15 protein-coding genes are annotated in these 19,470 nt (G+C 33.0%); 13 read left to right on the top strand and 2 right to left on the bottom strand.

Annotation, left to right across the window (positions count from 1 at the left end; translation table 11 throughout):
• Positions 1-15: 15 nt before the first annotated feature.
• From H8707_RS12205 to H8707_RS12195, 3 genes are all read left to right on the top strand, one after another.
• Positions 16-1,269, top strand: coding sequence for a PTS ascorbate transporter subunit IIC (locus tag H8707_RS12205; RefSeq protein ID WP_262430418.1), 1,254 nt, complete (start codon positions 16-18; stop codon positions 1,267-1,269).
• An 85-nt stretch (positions 1,270-1,354) separates the two neighbouring features.
• A complete protein-coding gene (locus tag H8707_RS12200) occupies positions 1,355-1,900 on the top strand; it encodes a methyltransferase domain-containing protein (protein ID WP_262430417.1) in 546 nt (181 codons plus the stop codon).
• A gap of 350 nt (positions 1,901-2,250) precedes the next feature.
• A complete protein-coding gene (locus H8707_RS12195; protein ID WP_262430416.1) occupies positions 2,251-4,371 on the top strand; it encodes a BglG family transcription antiterminator in 2,121 nt (706 codons plus the stop codon).
• Between the two features lie 718 nt (positions 4,372-5,089).
• On the opposite strand, the gene H8707_RS12190 is transcribed toward H8707_RS12195, so the two are convergent.
• Both H8707_RS12190 and H8707_RS12185 read right to left on the bottom strand, forming a co-directional pair.
• The gene (locus tag H8707_RS12190) at positions 5,090-5,290 is read right to left on the bottom strand and encodes a hypothetical protein (protein ID WP_262430415.1); all 201 of its coding nucleotides are present in this window, start codon (positions 5,288-5,290) and stop codon (positions 5,090-5,092) included.
• 471 nt (positions 5,291-5,761) lie between these two features.
• Complete coding sequence (locus H8707_RS12185) at positions 5,762-6,265, bottom strand: hypothetical protein (RefSeq protein WP_262430414.1); 504 nt, start codon at positions 6,263-6,265, stop codon at positions 5,762-5,764.
• Positions 6,266-6,588: 323 nt separating this feature from the next.
• Here H8707_RS12185 and H8707_RS12180 point away from each other — a divergent pair, with 323 nt between their 5' ends.
• From H8707_RS12180 to H8707_RS12135, 10 genes are all read left to right on the top strand, one after another.
• Positions 6,589-7,569: a LacI family DNA-binding transcriptional regulator gene (locus tag H8707_RS12180; RefSeq protein ID WP_262430413.1), complete on the top strand. Its 981-nt coding sequence runs from the start codon at positions 6,589-6,591 to the stop codon at positions 7,567-7,569.
• Between the two features lie 60 nt (positions 7,570-7,629).
• On the top strand, positions 7,630-8,523 hold the full coding sequence (locus H8707_RS12175) for a ribokinase (RefSeq protein WP_262430412.1): 894 nt from the start codon (positions 7,630-7,632) through the stop codon (positions 8,521-8,523).
• A gap of 45 nt (positions 8,524-8,568) precedes the next feature.
• Positions 8,569-9,690: a BMP family ABC transporter substrate-binding protein gene (locus H8707_RS12170; RefSeq protein WP_262430411.1), complete on the top strand. Its 1,122-nt coding sequence runs from the start codon at positions 8,569-8,571 to the stop codon at positions 9,688-9,690.
• Between the two features lie 65 nt (positions 9,691-9,755).
• Complete coding sequence (locus tag H8707_RS12165) at positions 9,756-11,312, top strand: ABC transporter ATP-binding protein (RefSeq protein ID WP_262430410.1); 1,557 nt, start codon at positions 9,756-9,758, stop codon at positions 11,310-11,312.
• Positions 11,299-12,378 carry an ABC transporter permease gene (locus H8707_RS12160; protein ID WP_262430409.1) on the top strand — a complete coding sequence of 360 codons (1,080 nt, stop codon included), beginning with the start codon at positions 11,299-11,301 and terminating at the stop codon, positions 12,376-12,378. The genes H8707_RS12165 and H8707_RS12160 overlap by 14 nt, the downstream gene beginning before the upstream one ends.
• The gene (locus tag H8707_RS12155; protein WP_262430408.1) at positions 12,371-13,288 is read left to right on the top strand and encodes an ABC transporter permease; all 918 of its coding nucleotides are present in this window, start codon (positions 12,371-12,373) and stop codon (positions 13,286-13,288) included. Before H8707_RS12160 ends, H8707_RS12155 begins: the two co-directional genes overlap by 8 nt.
• A 26-nt stretch (positions 13,289-13,314) precedes the next feature.
• On the top strand, positions 13,315-14,718 hold the full coding sequence (locus tag H8707_RS12150) for an ADP-ribosylglycohydrolase family protein (protein WP_262430407.1): 1,404 nt from the start codon (positions 13,315-13,317) through the stop codon (positions 14,716-14,718).
• Between the two features lie 274 nt (positions 14,719-14,992).
• Positions 14,993-18,349, top strand: a complete 3,357-nt coding sequence (locus H8707_RS12145) for an adenosylcobalamin-dependent ribonucleoside-diphosphate reductase (RefSeq protein WP_262430406.1) — start codon at positions 14,993-14,995, stop codon at positions 18,347-18,349.
• Between the two features lie 134 nt (positions 18,350-18,483).
• Positions 18,484-19,248 (top strand): IclR family transcriptional regulator, encoded by a 765-nt coding sequence (locus H8707_RS12140; RefSeq protein WP_262430405.1) that lies wholly within the window; start codon positions 18,484-18,486, stop codon positions 19,246-19,248.
• A gap of 10 nt (positions 19,249-19,258) precedes the next feature.
• On the top strand, positions 19,259-19,465 hold the full coding sequence (locus H8707_RS12135) for a 4Fe-4S dicluster domain-containing protein (RefSeq protein WP_262430404.1): 207 nt from the start codon (positions 19,259-19,261) through the stop codon (positions 19,463-19,465).
• Positions 19,466-19,470: the final 5 nt, after the last annotated feature.

The raw sequence follows: 19,470 nt of genomic DNA, 5'->3' as shown, positions 1-19,470 counted from the left end.
GGAGGGGAAGTCTCTGTGATTAATTTTATAGTTAATGTTTTAGGTGATCCTACAATAATGTTAGGGTTTATAGCTTTAATTGGTCTTATTATCCAAAGAAAAAAAAGCGGGGATATTATTCTTGGGACATTGAAAACCATGATGGGATATCTTATTCTTAGTGCAGGTACAGGGATAATTGGTACACCTATCAATCTTCTTACCACACTTGTTCAGAAAGGATTAGGTGTTAACGGTGTTCTTCCGTTATACTGGGCAGTATATTCAGAATCTATGTTAAAATACGGTACTGAATCGGCATTAATGTTTATTGTAGCTTTTATTATCAATATTATTTTAGCTAGGTTTACTAAGTGGAGAAATCTTGCTTTAACCGTTCATCTTCAATTGTTTTGGACTGCATTTATGGCAAGTGTAATGGGTGGGTTTGGCCTTTCAATAGCCCAGATTGTTCTTATTGGAGGTGTTTTTTCAGGAATTTATTTCTGGATATCTACTACGATTTCAGCTCATTATGCAAAACCACTTACCGATGAGCATTGCAATTTTGTTCCAAGTAGCATTGGTATTATAATTGCTGGTGAATCTGGTAGATTGTTTAAAAAAAATAGCAAGTCTGCCGAAGAGATAAGTTTTCCAAAATCCTTAAATTGGATGAAAGACAGTATAATGTCTACAAGTGTAGCTTTTTTGATTCTTAATTTTGTTTTTGTATTTGTAGCTGGAATATCTGTAACTCAGGAGATTGCTGAATCGACACCATGGATCGTATATGTTATATTACAATCATTAACATTTGGTGGTGGCATCGCTGTCATTCTTTATGGCGTTCGTATGATGCTTGCCGAATTAATCCCCGCATTTGCAGGTGTTGCAGAAAAGATTCTTCCCAATGCAAAGCTTGGTTTGGATTATCCCACAATTTTCCCTTATGGGGGAACGGCAGTAATGATAGGTTTTGTATCTAGCCTAGTGGGGTCAGTCTGTGCAACTTTGGTTATGAGTATTACTGGGTTCTCACCTGTTGTTCTTCCAGGTGTACAAATAAACTTTTTTGAAGGTGCATTAATCGGTGTTTATGCAAATGCACATGGTGGTTACAAAAATGCTGTATTTAGCGCTTTTGTTACAGGATTCTTGCTTCAATATATGGTTGCTTTTACTTTCCCATTTACTGGGCATCTTGTAGCTACAGGTGGTGCTTATGAAGCAATCGATTTCAATACAATTGGGTTACTATTTATAAAGATATTTTCTTTATTTAAATAATTAATATATTTATTTAATAAATTAATTAGAACAAGATATCCGTTTCGACATGACGGATATCTTGCTTATAGAATGAAGGAGATTTATGGACAATAATATTGATATTTTTTTTGATACTATCCGAACAAGTAAATTTTTAAGCATAATTTTTGCCCCATATGAGCTGACAGAAGAAAAGATTAAAAAACAGGTTGTCTTGGACTATGGATGTGGTTATGGTGGAGGAAGCTACTATTTAGCTAAGCATGCTAAAACAGTAACTGGCTATGATTTAGATATTACACGTATTGAATTTGCAGAAAAGACTTTTGTTTCTAGTTGTGTTAACCTAGTCTATACGAATCAATACAAAGATTTGATTGCTCATTATTATGATGTCATATGCATCTTTCATGTTTTCACTAAAAAAATGAATATTGCTGACATTGTGAAGCAGGTTCTAATGTTAATAAAACCAACTGGAAGGATATATATTGCCCTTAAAGATGAATTTGTAGGACAACTTATATGTTTCGAAACTTTGCTCTTTAAGTTGTCAAAATATAAATATCGTGTCAATCAGCATGAAATTAATTTTCTTTATGGAAGAAAAATTATTTATGAAGAAATTGAATTCTTAAGTATGAAATGATATTGTTCTTCCATTCTAATCAGTAAAAGTTTTCTACAAGTTTATTTCTCAGGGGAATCAATAAAAATGGATATACCATCACTTGGATTAACAATTGTCTTCAATAAACCGACAGTGAAATCGTTTATTATCACTATTAATAGTTAAAAGGGTTTTTTGCTGGTAGGTAGAGATACCTTGTTTATCAGTAGATACAGACGTTGCAACGATAGTTTTTTGTGGATATCAACTCCACAACGATAGGATAACTATTTTCATAGTAAAATCTCCTGTGGAAGCAAATTTAATAGAAATAGTAACGTTGACTGTCATCCTAATGGAGGTAAATATGTACTTGTGAGGTGTAAGTTATGATTAATAGACGATGTATAGGGATTGTTCATTTTCTATTGAGACGTACAAAACCAATTCCTATTGCAAAATTAGCTGAATTTTGTTCTGTCAGTGATCGTACCATTCGTAATGATATGGAAAAAATTGATGAATGGCTTTTGTCCAATGACTTAAATCCTATTAGAAGGGTTCCAAATTTGGGCGTTCAACTTATTGAATTAGGTCATGAAATTATTGATCTTCTAAGGGACTATTCCATAGAAGGATGTTTCCTTTTACCCAAAGAGCGAATTCTTGCTATTGTAGGTCAGATTTTGTTTCGAGAAGGACCGATAACTACAATCAAAATATCACAGATTTTTAAAATTAGTACAGCTACTGTTACAAATGATATGAGAGATATTAAAGCATGGATGGAGGAAAACCAAGTCAATCTTGTGTCTCGTCCTCGTATTGGTACATATGTTGAGGATAGTGAGGAGAATATACGCCGTGGATGCTTTATTCTATTAAAAAATATAATGATTTCCTTTGACTATATGTATCCAATAATGATTCATTCTCACTTTGCTGATTTAAAGGGCTTGCTTACTACCTATCGGCTTGATAAACTTGCTTATATTTTTGAAATGTACCGTGAAAAGATATGGTCTATTATTCAGTTGCTTCAAAGTAAGAATTCTACCAATTTAACAGATGAAGGCATATGTGATTTATTTTTCCACTTGCTCATTGTTGTTACAAGAATTAAACAAGGTCATAGTATAAAGGTAAGTTTTAAAAACAATTCATTTTTTATGGAAATTTATGCTCAGCAAAATATTGATTTTTCAGAGGTTGTTAAATTAATAGACATAGATAGTATAAATGAAGATGAACAGAGGTATCTTAATTTAGTATGGTATTCTTTAGACAAATATAGCTCAGTCATCAAAGAAGATTCAATTGAAATGAAAATGGCTAAGGAATTTATTGCTAGCATGGAGATATATTTAGGGCGAAGTATAAATGTAGATATGCGTTCATTAGTGGATATTGCTACTTATATAAACATTTTTACGTGCCGTCAGTTTTTAAAAATATATAGTCATCGTGAAAATCAAGTAGAGAAAGAAAGTATTTTTTTAAAATATCCCAATGTATATAAAGCTGTTTATAAGTGGCTGCATGATATTTCAATAAATAGGTTAAATATAGAACCCTGTTGCTTTGAACAGGAAGCAAGTGATGTCGCATTTATATTAGTTTCTTCAATTTCTGATGGGAAATTAGAGGAAGTCAGTCGTATCATAAATGTAATTATTGTTTGCAACAGTGGTCTTGCTACTTCACGTTTTTTAGAATATCGTCTAAAAAGTTTGTTTAACAATATTAATGTTACAAATATTATTTCATATAATGAATTTTTAGAAACAGAACATGAATTACAAGGAGATATTATAATTAGTACTATTCCTCTACAAAATTCCTATAATAAATATATATATGTAAATCCCATGCTTCCTATTGAAGACATCGTGAAACTAATGTCAAGTCTTCCATTTCAACTTCAGTTGGATTATGATTGCAAATCTATAAATAAAACAATTGATATTGTAATAAATGCACTAGATATTAAACCTCAGCAAAAGCTTATGCTCATTGTAGATGTAGCAAAGCGGTTACAAGAGCAACCTTATTTAGGTGAAAAAGACGTAATCCTTGGGATTAAACATGTATTGAGACCTGGGTTAGTGCGGATAGGAGTAGATGTACAAAATTGTGATGAAGCAATACAAGCTGCTGGGGACTTGTTGATTAATAAAGGTTATATCACGCAGAAACATGTAAATGAAATGATTTATTTTAATAAAAAATATAAGGGATATTCCGTTATTGATGATGATGTTGCCATGCCTCATTTGTTAACACAAGATATATCAGGTCCATGCATGAGTATAATAACATTGAAAAAACCGATTCCTATGCGTTTAGATTCTTCGCGCACAGTATCACTTATAATCATGCTACTTACCAATGATAACACTAGTCATCTAAATATAATTGCAGAAATTATTGAATTGTTAAATATACCACAAAAAAAACAAAAGCTGATAACTGCTAAAAGTACAGAAGATATTTTTGCGATTATCAACTAAATTTATAATTTATAGATAGCTTAGTATCACCCTTGCTATAACGCTCTGTTCTCTTTTTTCTTTCTTTTGTAAAGTTGGTTTGTATTTATTTTTTATTTTAATAGGGAGTTTTACTTTTTTCTCATTAAATAAAAAAAGAGTCGGCTAAATAAAAAATTCATGAAAATTTGGATATGTTATATTAAATAGGACAAATAAATTCCAGATAGTAGCAGGATATATTTGCATAAACATACCAGGTTTCAAAAAACTGTCAAGCACTTTTGAAAATGTCCCATAAAAATACCTCCTAAGTAGATTTGGTTATTTACCTTGTCTACTTAGGAGGTATCTTATCATATGTTTTGGTGCTTTGATATTTTTAGTATTGATTTAACTTTTAAACAATTAAAATCTTGACTGCAGGAACCCATATATAAGCTAAAACAGGCTTGAAAACAGGCTCTGCCCCCAGAAATGCACTGGGTAACAAAGCCTGTTGGCACACTTATGCCAGCCTAGCATACATACCTCTACAATAAAGACATGAAATGTTGTGCTAAATCAATTTATGATTAATGTTCTGAAATTTAAGCATATTTAATAAACCTTTAAAATACACGATTTTATAAGACCCTTATAGATTATTAGTTTAATTAAGATATTAACCCAGTTATGTCCGGTCTATGTGCTTGTTTATTCATATACTTCTCGAATGATGCCTGTTTCCATGGATGGCTCATTGGAGGTATATATTTTTTCTTGGTTTTTCAACATTAATATCATGGTCAAAGTTTCTTGATTTATGTTCATGTGAAGGTATTTCTTCTAAAGCATAAACAATTTCATCTATGCAGAAAAACAAATCCTTATTAAATGCTTTAACTACCATACCTGAAGTACCTTTGCGATAATATACTGGAGATCCATTTCTATCCATTAACTTAAAATACTTATTTTCAAATTTAATGCAATGCCCATTATCTACCTTGCGGCTTGTAAGGATAGCTAAAGTTAGATTTATTTTCTCATCATCTGGTTGTTTTTCAAAGACAGATTTGATATCATCTATTGGCAGAGCAAACTTAGCATTATATTCTTTTATAAAAGAGTCTAAGAATGCATTAGCTTGCTCAATGGTGGGAATGCCGTTATAAGCCGTAATTCTATTATGAGACGTGATTGTAGGGTTCGAAATATTCTTTCTACGCGTCCTTTGGCTTCGGTAACACTACTTGTTTTAATATCAATTCCTAATTGCTTGCAGGCATAGCCGAATTGAGTGAAAGAATCCTCTTCTACCAAAGAGGATTTTTTCTTTTTATACTCAAAAACAGTGCGCCTATCCGTAAAAAACATGTAGGGTATACCATAACCCTTAAGTATCTGACTCAATACATTGTAGTAGCCATTAAGAGTCTCTTGCACCTACTATAGCACCTGTAGAATCATCTACAGCAACGTGCAGTTGTGTTTTTACATCTCCAAACCAAAGATGATCAGAAGCATCCATTTGAATCATTTCCCCAAAGTATGCACATCTAGGTCTTCTAGGATGAGCATCTTCAATCTCTACAATTTTATTACTAATACTCTCTAATTCTTTTTTAGAGGCTGTATTCTTCCTTTGTTCTTCCAACTGTTTTTTAACTCTTTTCTTTGTAGAACGATGAGCCATAGGAGAAAGAATGAATTCTTCCATTAAAAAAGAACGGACAGTACTTGGTGAAACTTTGATATTTTCATACTTTTCAAGTAGTTCAGAAAAATGTTCAAAATTAGCATCATAATATTTTGTACGATAAAGATATATTATTGTATTTTTTATATCTTCTTTAATAGTATGAGTAGGCTTTCTTCCACGATTACCATGTACGAAATAGTCCTTTCCATGTATTTTATATCCTTGAATCATTCTATTTACATGTACAACCTAATGATAAGACGGCTCTTTTCTTATTTCCATTTGTATTAACTAATTTCTTAATTATTTTGTATTTTTCATTTTCTGTCATAGTTAAAATTACCTTTCTCATTTTAGTCACCCCATTATTTTTGTCATAGGGTTATATTATATATTATTTATGATTGTTGGGACATAATCATAAACGATATATTAGGACATTATCATAAATGAATCAATTTTTTGGATTTATATATTGATTTTAATTTTCTATGTGATATAATTAAGTAAACGATTTAGTTAAACGATTACTTAATAATGAGGTAGGGAATAAAATGACTATTAAAGAAATTGCTGAGCTTGCAGGTGTATCAACTGCAACCGTTTCTAAAATATTAAATGGTAAAGACAAAGATATTAGTGAAGCAACAAGGAAAAATGTTTTAGATATTGTTGAAAGAGAAGGATATATTCCCAATGGAATTGCAAAAAGTTTAAGAATAAAAAATACCAAAACTATTGGGATTATTATGCCGGATGTAATGAACCTGTTTTTCTCTGAATTAGCTAGGGGAGTAGAAGATGCGGCAGAAAAAAAAGGCTATTCTGTTATCTTGTGTAATTCCGACAATAAGGAATCAAAAGAAGAAAAATATATTCAGATACTACAAGAAAAAATGGTTGATGGAATCATATTAACAGCTTCTGAAAACAGTGTTAAAAGGTCATTGAGAAGAAGAAAGATTCCAATGGTTTTATTAGATAGAGATATATCTACAGACGAAAAAGTTGGGAGAATAACCGTTGATAATGAAGAAGGGACATATAATGCAACAAAATTACTTATTGAAAAGGGATGCAAAAATATAGGCTTTATATCATCTAATAAAACGACTAAATCGTCTGCTCAAAGGTTACAAGGTTATGAAAACGCTATATTAGAAAGCAAAATAAATTTTGATAAAAATAAAATATTTTTACAAAATTATACCATAGAAACCGGATATAAAGGCACAGTGTCTTTACTGGAAAAAACTAATATAGATGGGATTTGTTGCGGCAATGATCTAATAGCGATTGGCGCGATAAAAGCATTGAAGGAAAGAGGAATTAAGGTGCCTCAAGATGTAAAGGTCATAGGGTTTGATGATATTTCAATTTCAAAATATATGGATCCACCTCTTACAACAATTAGACAACCTATTTATGAAATGGGTGAAGAAGCAGTTGGGATGTTGATAGATGTAATTAATAATAAAGAAATGGAGATGAGCAAAGTTTTAAAAACGGAACTTATTGTAAGAGAGACAACTTAGTCTATTACAACGAATTAAGGCAAAGTAAAAAGAAATAATTATTTAGATGGAGGTGAGTGTTTGAAGGTTCTGAATTTTGGATCTCTGAATATAGATCATGTATATAATGTTGACCATTTAGTTCAACCAGGTGAAACTATAGCATCCGATTCATTGGAGGTTTTTTTAGGGGGAAAAGGATTTAACCAATCTATTGCATTAGCCAGAGCAGGTTGTAAGGTTTTCCATGCTGGAATGATAGGCAAGGATGGAGAACAATTGATTCAAGTTCTAAACAATGAAGGCGTAGATACAGAAAATATAAGAGTATCAGATTCTAAAACAGGACAAGCTATTATCCAAGTTGATAAATTAGGTCAAAACAGCATTATAATTTATGGCGGTGCAAATCAAGATGTTAAAAAGGAATTTATTGATCATGTTCTTGAGAATTTTTCAGAAGGAGATATTATCTTGCTTCAAAATGAAATAAGCAATATTGATTACATTATGGAAGAAGCTAAAAAGAAGGATATGCATATAATGTTTAATCCATCACCTATTGATGAAAATATTAGTTTATTGCCACTTAAAAATGTCACATGGTTTATTTTAAATGAGTTAGAAGGCATGTCAATTACTGGTGAAAAGGATAATGCAAAGGTTGCTTGGAGCATGTTGAAAATGTTTCCAAATGCCAAAATTATTCTAACCCTTGGAAATAGGGGTGCATTATATGTGGATAAAGATGAAAGCCATAGTTTTGGCGTATATGATATTGAGATAAAAGATACTACTGGTGCAGGAGACACTTTTGCAGGCTTTTTTTTGGCATCTGTGATAGAGGGAAATTCCATTCCTATATCCCTTCAAAGAGCATCAGTAGCCTCTGCATTAGCAATAAGCGAAAAAGGAGCATCAGATTCGATTCCTACCAAAGAGAAGGTTGAATTGCACAATTTAATACTTAAATAAATGTTTTATTTTACTAATTTAATAAAAAAGGAAAGAGGTAATTGTATGAAAAAAATTATATCAATATTACTTATGACTGCATTATTGTTAACTATGTTATCTGGCTGTTCTAAGCCTGAAGCACCAAGTACTCCTGAAGTTAGCGATACGGATAGCACTAAAAAACCTAAATTTGTTTTTGTAGTTACCGGACAATTAGGTGATAGATCTTTTAATGATTCAGCAGCAAATGGAATCAAATTAATCACGGAACAATTAGGGTTCGAGACCAATATTATAGAAATAGGTAGAGATCAAACAAAATGGGAACCAACTTTTATGGATCTTGCTGAAGGGGGAAAATATGATGCCATTATAACAAATGGATCTAATGCAGGGGAATTGATACAATCAATTTCTACAGAATTCCCGGATCAAAAATTTATTTTATTTGATACAGAAATAGAAAATGGACAGTATCCCAATGTATATGCAATTAGCTATAAACAAAATGAAGGCTCGTATTTAGCAGGTGTTTTGGCAGCATTAGTAACAAAATCGGATATGGAAAATTCGAATCCTGAGAAGAAAATTGGATTTATAGGTGGAGAAGTTCATCCAATTATAAGTGACTTTCTTGTAGGGTATATTGAAGGTGCAAAATCAGTTGAACCAGATATTAAAGTTTATGTTTCTTATGTAGGATCTTGGGATGATATTGCAAAAGGCAAAGAAACTGCTATAGCTCAATATAACCAAGGCGTTGATATTATATTTCCAGCTGCAGAACAAGCAGGTTTGGGATGCATAGAGGCAGCTGTTGAGATGAATAAATATATAATTGGGGTTGACTCCGATCAAGCTTTGCTGTTTAAAGGTGTAGATGAAGCTAAGGCAAATGTAATTTTAACTTCTGTACTAAAACAAGTAGATCAATCACTATTACGTGCAGGAAAATTGCATTTGGAAGGTTCTTTACCATATGGGAATTTTGAGAGTCTTGGAATCAAAGAAGGTGGTTCTGGTATTGCAATCAATGAATACTATGAATCCAACGTACCGGAAGATATAAGAGAGGAAGTTAAAAAGGCTGAGGAAAAAGTAACATCAGGCGAGATTAAAGTTACATCAGCATTAGGACTAGAAAATGAAAAAATTGATGATATTATCAACTCAGTAAAACCCTAGTTATTAATGCATAAAAGAGACACTGATGTGTCTCTTTTTGAAAAGGTTAATTGTGGAGGCTTGCTATGAGTAATGAAATTTTGAAAATGAAAAATATTACCAAAATTTATTCAAATGGTGTAATTGCGAATAAGGATGTTACATTATCTGTGAATAAAGGTGAAATACATGCACTAATGGGAGAAAATGGCGCAGGGAAAAGCACCTTGATGAAAATTTTATTTGGGATTGAGGGAAAAAACAGCGGGGATATATATTTTGAGGGCAAAAGGATAGAAGCTGTGAACCCTTCAGATATGATAAACATAGGAATCGGTATGGTGCATCAACATTTCATGTTAGTTGATTCTTTAAAAGTTTATGAAAATGTAATATTGGGGATGGAACCCAGAAAAGGTGTATTTACTGATACTCAGTCTGCAATTAAATTAGTTGCTGATACGGCTAAAAAGTACAACTTAAATGTTGACCCAATGGCGAAAGTATCAGATATTTCTGTTGGATTAAAACAAAAAGTTGAAATCTTAAAGGTTCTAATTAGAGGAGCAAAGCTTTTAATTCTGGATGAACCTACTGCAGTTCTCACGCCACAAGAGACAGAGGAATTGTTTGAGCAACTAATATTATTGAAAGATAACGGTCATACTATTATCTTTATATCCCACAAGATAAGAGAAGTAAGGCAGATATGTGATAGGATTACGGTATTGCGTGGGGGTAGATCAATAGGGGTAATTCCTGTTGAGAATTCTACTGAAGAGGAAATTTCTAGATTTATGGTAGGACGTGATGTGGTATTAGATGTTGATAAAAAACCTGCAAGTTTTGGGGAAGTTCTTTTAAGAGTGGAAAATTTGAATTATAAAAATAAATATGGGAAACAGCTCTTAAAGGATGTGAGTTTTAATGTTCGAAAAGGACAAATTTTAGGGATAGCTGGCGTAGAAGGAAATGGGCAAAATGAGATTGCAGAAAGCATATTTGGTTTTAACAATAATATCAATGGGAAAATAACTTTTAGAGATATCAGCTTATTAGATAAGAGTATCCGTGATATTAGAAATTTGGGCATTTCCTATATTCCAGAAGATAGAATGACAATAGGAGTAACCAAAGATGTAAGCATATGGGAAAATCTTGTTTCCGATAGTATTGATAATAAATCTCTAAAGAACAAGGGGTTATTAAATATAAAAAAAATCAAGGGTTATGCAAGGGAATTGATTAGAGAGTTTAAGATATTGTGTAGAAATGAAGATCAGCAAGTGGCTATGCTTTCCGGCGGAAATACGCAAAAGGTAGTAGTAGCACGTGAATTTTCATCAGATCCGAATCTTTTAATTGCAAATCAACCTACTAGAGGAATTGATGTGGGTGCTAATGAATTCATATGGAAAAAAATTATTGATTTGAGAGATAAAGGGCGAGGCATTATATTAATTTCAGCTGATTTGAATGAAATAATGGAGCTAAGTGACAGTATACTGGTAATGGCAGATGGTGAGGTAGCTGCTTTTTTTGAGGATGGTAAAAATACTACAGAATATGAATTAGGGCTTTATATGTTAGGAATAAAGAGACAAAGTCTAGAAGAGAGGGTGGGCAAGTTTGAAAAAGAATAAATTAGCTTTAGTAGAAATTCTTCGTACAATCGTAGCCATTACTACATCTATATTGATTGTATTTTCAATTATATTACTGGTAAGCGATCAACCTTTGTCTGCTATTTCAGATTTTCTATTTGGACCTTTAAAATCAATTAGGCGCATAGGTAATGTAATTGAAGCCATGGTTCCTATAATATTTACGGGACTTTCGGTAACTATGCTTTATAGAGCTGGTCTATTTAATTTATCTATGGAAGGTGCATTCTTCATAGGTAGTGTTGCTGCCACTGCTGGTGCATTGTTATTTGATTTACCTCCAGTTATTAATATCATTGTAGCTATGCTTTTTGCAGCATTAGCTGGCGGATTGGTTACATCAATACCTGCCATGCTAAAGGTTAAATGCAATGCCAATGAGCTGGTTACATCTTTGATGCTAAACTATGTATGTTTATATATTGGGTTGTTTATAATTACTACTTATTTTTATGACCCAAGTATGAATGCAAATTATTCATATTTGTTTCCTGAGAGTATGCTTTTAAAGAAGATAATACCGGGAACTAGGATTAATACTGGCATTATAGTTGCTATGGTAATGGTTATATTATCATGGTTGTTACTTAATAAGACTTCATTTGGATATAAAGTCACTTTAGTAGGGAAAAACAAAACTATGGCTAGATATTCTGGATTAAATACGGGGATGGTTATTCTTGGGTCACAATTGATTGGTGGTATGATTGCAGGGCTCGGTGGCGCTATAGAACTATTTGGAATGTATAAAAGATTTCAATATTCTGGGTTACCGGGATATGGCTGGGATGGTGTTCTAATAGCTATAGTAGCACGTTACAAGGCAGAATATGTTCCTCTATCCGCACTGTTTTTAGCGTATTTGCGTACAGGAGCAGATATTATGTCAAGAAGTACAGATATACCATTTGAAATTATTAAGATTATTCAAGCGGTAGTCATAGTACTTATTTCGGCACAGGCTATATTAAAAGGATATCGTCAACGGCTAATAATTAAAGAGGCTAAAGAGCTAGATGCAACGGGGGTGTTAGAAGATGAATAATGTACTGGATTTAATATTCTCTACAGATTTCTTATTTACGACAATAAGAGTGATGACACCGATACTTTTCGCAGCATTGGCATGTATGATTTTTACCAAAGGCGGAATAGACTCCATAGGAACTGAAGGAATAATGCTTATGTGCTCATTGGCTGGAGTTTTAGGGAGTCATTATACGCAGAATCCATTTCTGGGGATGCTAACGGCTGTAATAGTTGGTTCGCTTCTAGCGTGCTTGTTTGGTTATGTTACACTTTCCCTTAAGAGCGAACCTGTACTTGCAGGTATTGCACTTAATACCTTGGCTAGTGGACTGACTATTTTCATTATATATTATGTAACAGGTGAAAAGGGGTCAACACAGAGTTTGATGAGTCCTACTTTACCAAATATTCATATTCCTTTATTAAAGGATATGCCAATACTTGGCAGCATTCTGTCTGGACATAATTTTATAACATATTTGGGGTTATTATTGACTGTAGTGCTGGCATTATTTATATATAAGACACCCACAGGATTGAGAATTCGTTCGGTTGGGGAGAACCCTGATGCAGCTAAATCAATTGGCATAAAAGTTTATAAATATAAATATATAGCACTTATAATAGCGGGAGCTTTGGCTGGATTAGGTGGGTCATTTATGTCCATGGGTTATGTTTCTTTCTTTTCAAAGGAAATGGTAGCCGGTAGGGGGTTTATAGGAATGGCAGCTGAATCTATGGGTCGTGGTACCCCTATTGGAGTATTGTTATCCTCTTTATTGTTTGGGGCAGCTGATTCTCTTGCTATAAGATTACAAATGTTAAATTTACCTGTACAATTGATTCAAACTATACCTTATGTTGTTACTATTATTGCTATAGCAATCTATTCCTATTCTAGAACAGAGAAGAAGATTTCTAAATAAAAAAATAAATAAAAGGAGGAATGGAAATGAAAGCTTGGGAGCGGGAATATAATTGGAAAAAAACTGCTTTTCCTTCCTTAGATACTGAAGAAAAGGAAAATAATTGGATGGAATATCTTGAAAACGGGAATCTATCAGATGAAAGACTTTATAAGGATTGGGAAAGTTTTGTTCCAGGGTCTTTGGCACCATGTCACCTAGTTGTAGCTGCTATACAAAGTATGGATAATAGGGGATATGATGTATCCGAGGCTGAAGAACTAATAGATATAGGATTAAAAGCCGCAAAAAAAAAGGATCCAGTTCTATTGCAACAAATAACTGCAAGAATATATTATTTGTTGAACAATGCTCCTAGAAATAAGAATTCATCTTATTGGAAATATAAACATTATCAAACTTGGGAGGATATTGAAGGAGAAGTAGATTTTCCCGATTGCGAAAGCTACAATGTTTATTCCGATGATTTTGCAGATAAGATTAAGGCTGGTTGGGTAGCACAATTGATTGGCGGTGCATTGGGTACACAAATTGAAGGTTATAATACAGATAATATTCGTAAGATTTTTGGCGAAGTAAGAGAATACCTGCGAAAACCTGAAACCTATAATGACGATATAACCTATGAATTGGCATTTTTGGAAACATTCGTTGAAAAGGGTTATAGTATTACCTCTGAGGATATTGCATATAAATGGTTAGCCTTTATAACAGATGGGTATTCTGCGGAGGAGACAGCTTTATGTAATTTGAGAAGGGGTTTAATGCCACCGCAAAGTGGAATACAAAACAACTATTTTTCAGATTGGATAGGATCACAGATGAGAACGGCTATTCATGGTATGGTAGCTCCGGGCAATCCTAGATTAGCTGCTAAATTAGCAGTATATGATAGTGTAATATCTCATTCTAACAATGGAATGATTGGTGGAATGTTTAATGCCATATTAGTATCTTTATGTTTTACTGAAAGCGATATAAGAAAAGTAGTGGAGAAGACAGTGTATTTAATGCCATACAAAAGTCAATATTATGAAGTAGTAAGAAATACTCTAAATATATGTAAGTCGAGCAAAGACTGGGAAGAAGCTTGGGGATTATGTCAGGAAAGGTTAAAAGAATATCATTGGATTCATGCTTATCCAAATGCAGCTGCTGAGATTGTAGCATTGTGGTTTGGTAACGGAGATTTTGATGAAACCGCATATATAATTGCAATGGAGGGAGAAGATGTAGATTGTAACGCTGGACCGATCTTGAATGCTTTGGCTATCATAATAGGACTAGAAGGTATATCTAAATCATGGATAGAACCTTTAGGCAATATTATAAAGACATTTATGCGCAAGATGGATAAGTTTACTATAGACAGTCTGGTAGAAAAGACTATTACAGCAGTGAGACATCATTCAGAAAAACTCCTTTGCTAATTTATGATACAAAAACCTCCTTTAGCTAATATATTTATTGACTATAAATCACAGAGGATTTTTTTAATTAAAGACACTGGGAATGTAATTTAAAATATGTCACTAAGGCTCATAAATGCTTTGGTGACATTATTTTTCAACAAAATATTACATAATTCAACTTGAAAATAAAATTAAAATATGATAGATTGTATATATATAGTATTGGGTATAAAAAAATATACAATATATAGTGTTTTAGTGTGTAATCATATTAACGGATGGTGGTGCAGTCGTGTTAAAAGTAGAAAAAAGAAATGGGAAAGTCGTTGATTTCGAGAAGGGAAAAATTGAAATAGCTGTTTCCAAGGCAATGAAGGAGACTGAAAATGGTGTAGATGAAGCTTTAGTAAAACAAATTGCATTGGAAGCATTAGATGAATTTACAGACTTGGGTGTTGTCAATATAGAGCAAATTCAAGACTTTGTGGAAATACAGCTAATGAAAACCAGACCTGAGGTTGCCAGAAAATATATTATTTATAGAGAAGAAAGAGCAAGGCTAAGGGAACAAGGTTGGAATATGACCGACCTTCAAAGAGATATCTATGAAAAGAAATATAGATATGATGCAGAAACCTTTGAAGATTTTTTGGAAAGAGTAAGCGGAGTCAACAATCCTATTAAAAAAGCAATAAAGGACAAAAAATTTATGCCTGCAGGAAGGATACTGGCAGGTAGAGGACTTGACAAATTAGGCAAGAAGATTACACTTAGTAATTGCTTTGTAGCTGGAAGCAAAGTAATAACAAAAAGAGGATTAATAAATATTGAAGATGTCAAAGTAGGAGATTACGTTATAACACACGATAATACATGGCAGTTAGTAAATAATGTAATGTCCAGAGATTATGACGGGGATTTATATAAAATAAAAACGGAATATATGTATGATAGCATAATTTGTACCCCAAATCATAGATTTTTTACTTCTTCCGGGTGGGTTCGTGCTGACAGATTGGTCGGGAAATTAATGGACAGAAAGTACTATAATAATAGCCATTTTATAAAGACACCTACACTAAGGTATGAAGTAGAGGAATATACTATAAAACTTTCAGATTATATAGACCCACTTGAAAACGAGTTTGTAGAAGTAGATGAGAACAATATGGTTGTTTTGGGGACACGTTTTATTGGTGGCAATGATGCACATGGCATCAAGTTTGGCAATCCGATTTATAATACTATTAATATGAATAAAGAAATGCAATATTTATTTGGAAGATGGATTGGTGATGGAAGTATAACCAGAAGACGAGGAAAGAGAAATCATAGTATCTTTCAGATAGTTTTTAATTCAAATAATGAAAGAGAAGCATTTGATAGATGCAGAAATATAATTATAGAGAACTTAAAATATGAGCCTCTGGTTACTGAAAATATTGAACAAAACACTCTCATATTAAGGATTGAGAATCCATTTTTAGCTGAATTTGTTGCTAAGTATTTTGGAACTAACGGAAGTAATAAGAGGATACCAAAGGAGTTAATCGGAAGTTTGGATTTAGTGCTTGGGATATTGGATTCAGACGGCTGTATATTAAAAACAGGCGCTATAAAATTGGTAATGAATAATGAAAAGCTATTATATGATATTAGGGAAACATTGATGCTAAATGGTGTTATTGTAAGAAAACCGCAGAAGATCAAACAATCTTTATCCAATGAAACCAGAATATATACAGCTTATAAACTCCATATTTCCACACCTTTCTCTAAGGAGAAACTCATAGGGTTAATGGAAAAGTCATATAGCGATAATAGAGTAAATCATATATTGAATAATGATTTGAAAGGATCTACTAAGTATTTATCAATGGATGGAGAAGTATATACGAGGGTTGAGTATACTGAAATAATTGAAAATGTAAAAACTAAGGTCTACAATTTATCAGTGGAAAACTCAAACAGCTATACGGTTAATGGATTGGTAGTTCATAATTGTTATGTGATGCCAAAAGTTGAAGATAATATCGAATCAATATTTGATACTGCAAAATATCTTGCAAGGACATACTCTTACGGTGGTGGCTGCGGTCTAACCCTATCAAAGCTAAGACCAAGGGGAGCTAGGGTCAACAATGCAGCGAGTACAACTACAGGAGCCGTATCATTTATGGATTTATATTCCTTGGTAACAGGACTTATCGGAATGAGAGGCAGACGTGGTGCTTTGATGCTCAATATGGATGTCAATCATCCGGATATAGGGGACTTTATAGATGTTAAAAACGACTTATCAAAGATAACTTATGCCAATATTTCTGTTAATATAGATGATAAGTTTATGGAAGCAGTAAAAAATGATGAGGAATATGAATTATATTTTAAAGTTGAAGCGACCGGCGAAGAGATAAGCAAAAAAATCAGGGCTAAAGATTTATTTAGAAAACTTGCAAAAAACAATTGGGATATGGCGGAGCCCGGGATACTTTATACAGATAAAATCAATTCATGGCATTTAATGAGTGAAGATAAGAGTTTTGAATTTGCAGGGGTCAATCCATGTGCAGAAGAAACATTACCTGCCTTTGGCAGTTGCAATTTAGCCTCAATCAATTTAAGCGAGTTTGTTAAAAATCCATTTACAAAGTATGCCAGATTTGAATTTGAAAAGTTCTCGGAAATGGTCAGAAATGGTATTATGTTTTTAAATGAAGTCCTTGATGAAAATATGAAAATGCATCCTATACCTGAACAAAGGCAGATGTCTTATGATTTAAGACAGATAGGTCTGGGAATAATGGGACTTGCAGATATGTTTATAAAGCTTGGCATAAAATATGGGAGCAGCGAGTCAATAAATATTATTCATCAAATTGGAAGAACAATGATAAATGAAGCATTAAGGCAATCTGCAATGCTTGCAAAAAAAGATGGACCATTCCCAAGATATAACGCTGATGCGATCTTAAATTCTCCATTTTTGTTATCAAATGCAGACAGCGATGTGTTGGAATTGATTAAGGAATATGGACTTAGAAACAGCCAATTGTTAACTATTCCTCCTACAGGGAGCATTTCAACCCTTATCGGCTGCAGCAATGGTGTAGAGCCGATATTTCAAGTAAGTTATACCAGAAAGTCGGAATCTTTGCACCATGAGGACACCTATTATAAGGTATTTACTCCAATTGTAAAGGAATATATGGACTTAAACGCAATATATAGGGAAGAAGATTTGCCTGAATTCATAGTGACGACTACAAATTTAAATTACAAAGATAGAATTGAAGTACAATCAACATGGCAGCAATATATAGATGCAAGTATTTCTTCGACAGTAAATGTACCAAATGAATTTACAATTGAAGAAGTAGAGGATTTGTATATTTATGCTTGGGAGAAGGGCTTGAAGGGTATAACGATCTATCGTGACGGATGTGCAAGAAGTGGGATACTCATTACCAATAAGGATAAGACCAGTAGACTTGACAAAATTGATGAATTGCAGAGAGAAATTGACCAATTAGCAGCGGAACAGTTGAAGGAAGACCCGGATACATGCCCAATGTGCGGAGGGAAGTTAAACCACTCCGGCGGCTGTGCTGAATGCCAAGATTGCGGTTATAGTCCTTGTTCAATATAAAATAAATAATTAAACCGCGGAATATCAATATTCCGCGGTTTTTTGAATGTAATAAGCCTATTGACAATAGAGGACAGGAATATTACAATATTATTTGAAACCAAGGTTTTACTAGATGAAACTTAGGAGGGAATATGGAAGAGCAATATAATATAAGATCAATTGAGAGGGCATTAAATATACTTAAATGTTTCAATGAAAACAGAACGGAAATAGGTTTACTTGAATTTGCTGAAATGTTGTCATTGAACAAGAGCACTGTTTTTAGAATTCTGACTAATTTGAATAATTGCGGTTTTGTAGATGTAAATGCAGAAGGAAAATATATTCTGGGAAGTGAAATTATTAGGCTTGGGAATATAAGACATGAGAATGATCTTCTTAAGGCAGAAGCAATAAAAATTTTGAATGAGCTGCAGACATTAACTAATGAAACAGTTATTTTGATAAGATATAACAATTACAAAGCTACTTGCATAGATAAAATTGAAAGTAGTAATGATTTAAAAATCGTATCGGAAATTGGGAGAAATATACCGATGCTAAAAGGAGCATCAGGCAAGGTTATTGCAGCCCATTTAAGTGAAAGTGAATTGGAAAGGTGTTTTGCTATTCAACAAAATTTATTTAATTACCGGGATGATTTAAACATCCTTAAAGATGAATTTAAAACCATAAGGGAAAACGGGTATTGCTTAACAACAAGTGAGGTTGATGCAGGAGTTACGGCTTTTGCTGTTCCTATTTTTGGTGCAGCAGGAAGCGTTATTGGCAGCGTAAGCATAGCCGGACCTAATTTTAGGTTCAATGATGAAGTTATAATTAGTATCAAAGACCGGGTTTTAAATAGAATATATAAATTATCCCAAAAGATGGGATATAAACAAGTACAAGCTTAGGAGGGGTAAAATGAATATTGTTACTGTTGATAATGAAAAATGCAAGGGCTGTGAATTTTGTATGATAAAGTGTCCAAAAAAGATAATGGTTAAGTCCTCGGAGACTAATTCAACAGGCTATAATTATGCAGTACAAATTGAGCCTGAAAAATGCACGGCATGTGGTATATGTTACACTATGTGTCCGGAAGCAGCAATTACTGTCAGTGTAAAATAAATTAT

Origin of the sequence: Paratissierella segnis (assembly GCF_014385195.1) — a bacterium.
GTDB classification, from domain to species: Bacteria; Bacillota; Clostridia; order Tissierellales; family Tissierellaceae; genus Paratissierella; species Paratissierella segnis.
The sequence above is the reverse complement of the archived record's forward strand: the minus strand, read 5'-3'. Positions and strand labels throughout refer to the sequence as shown.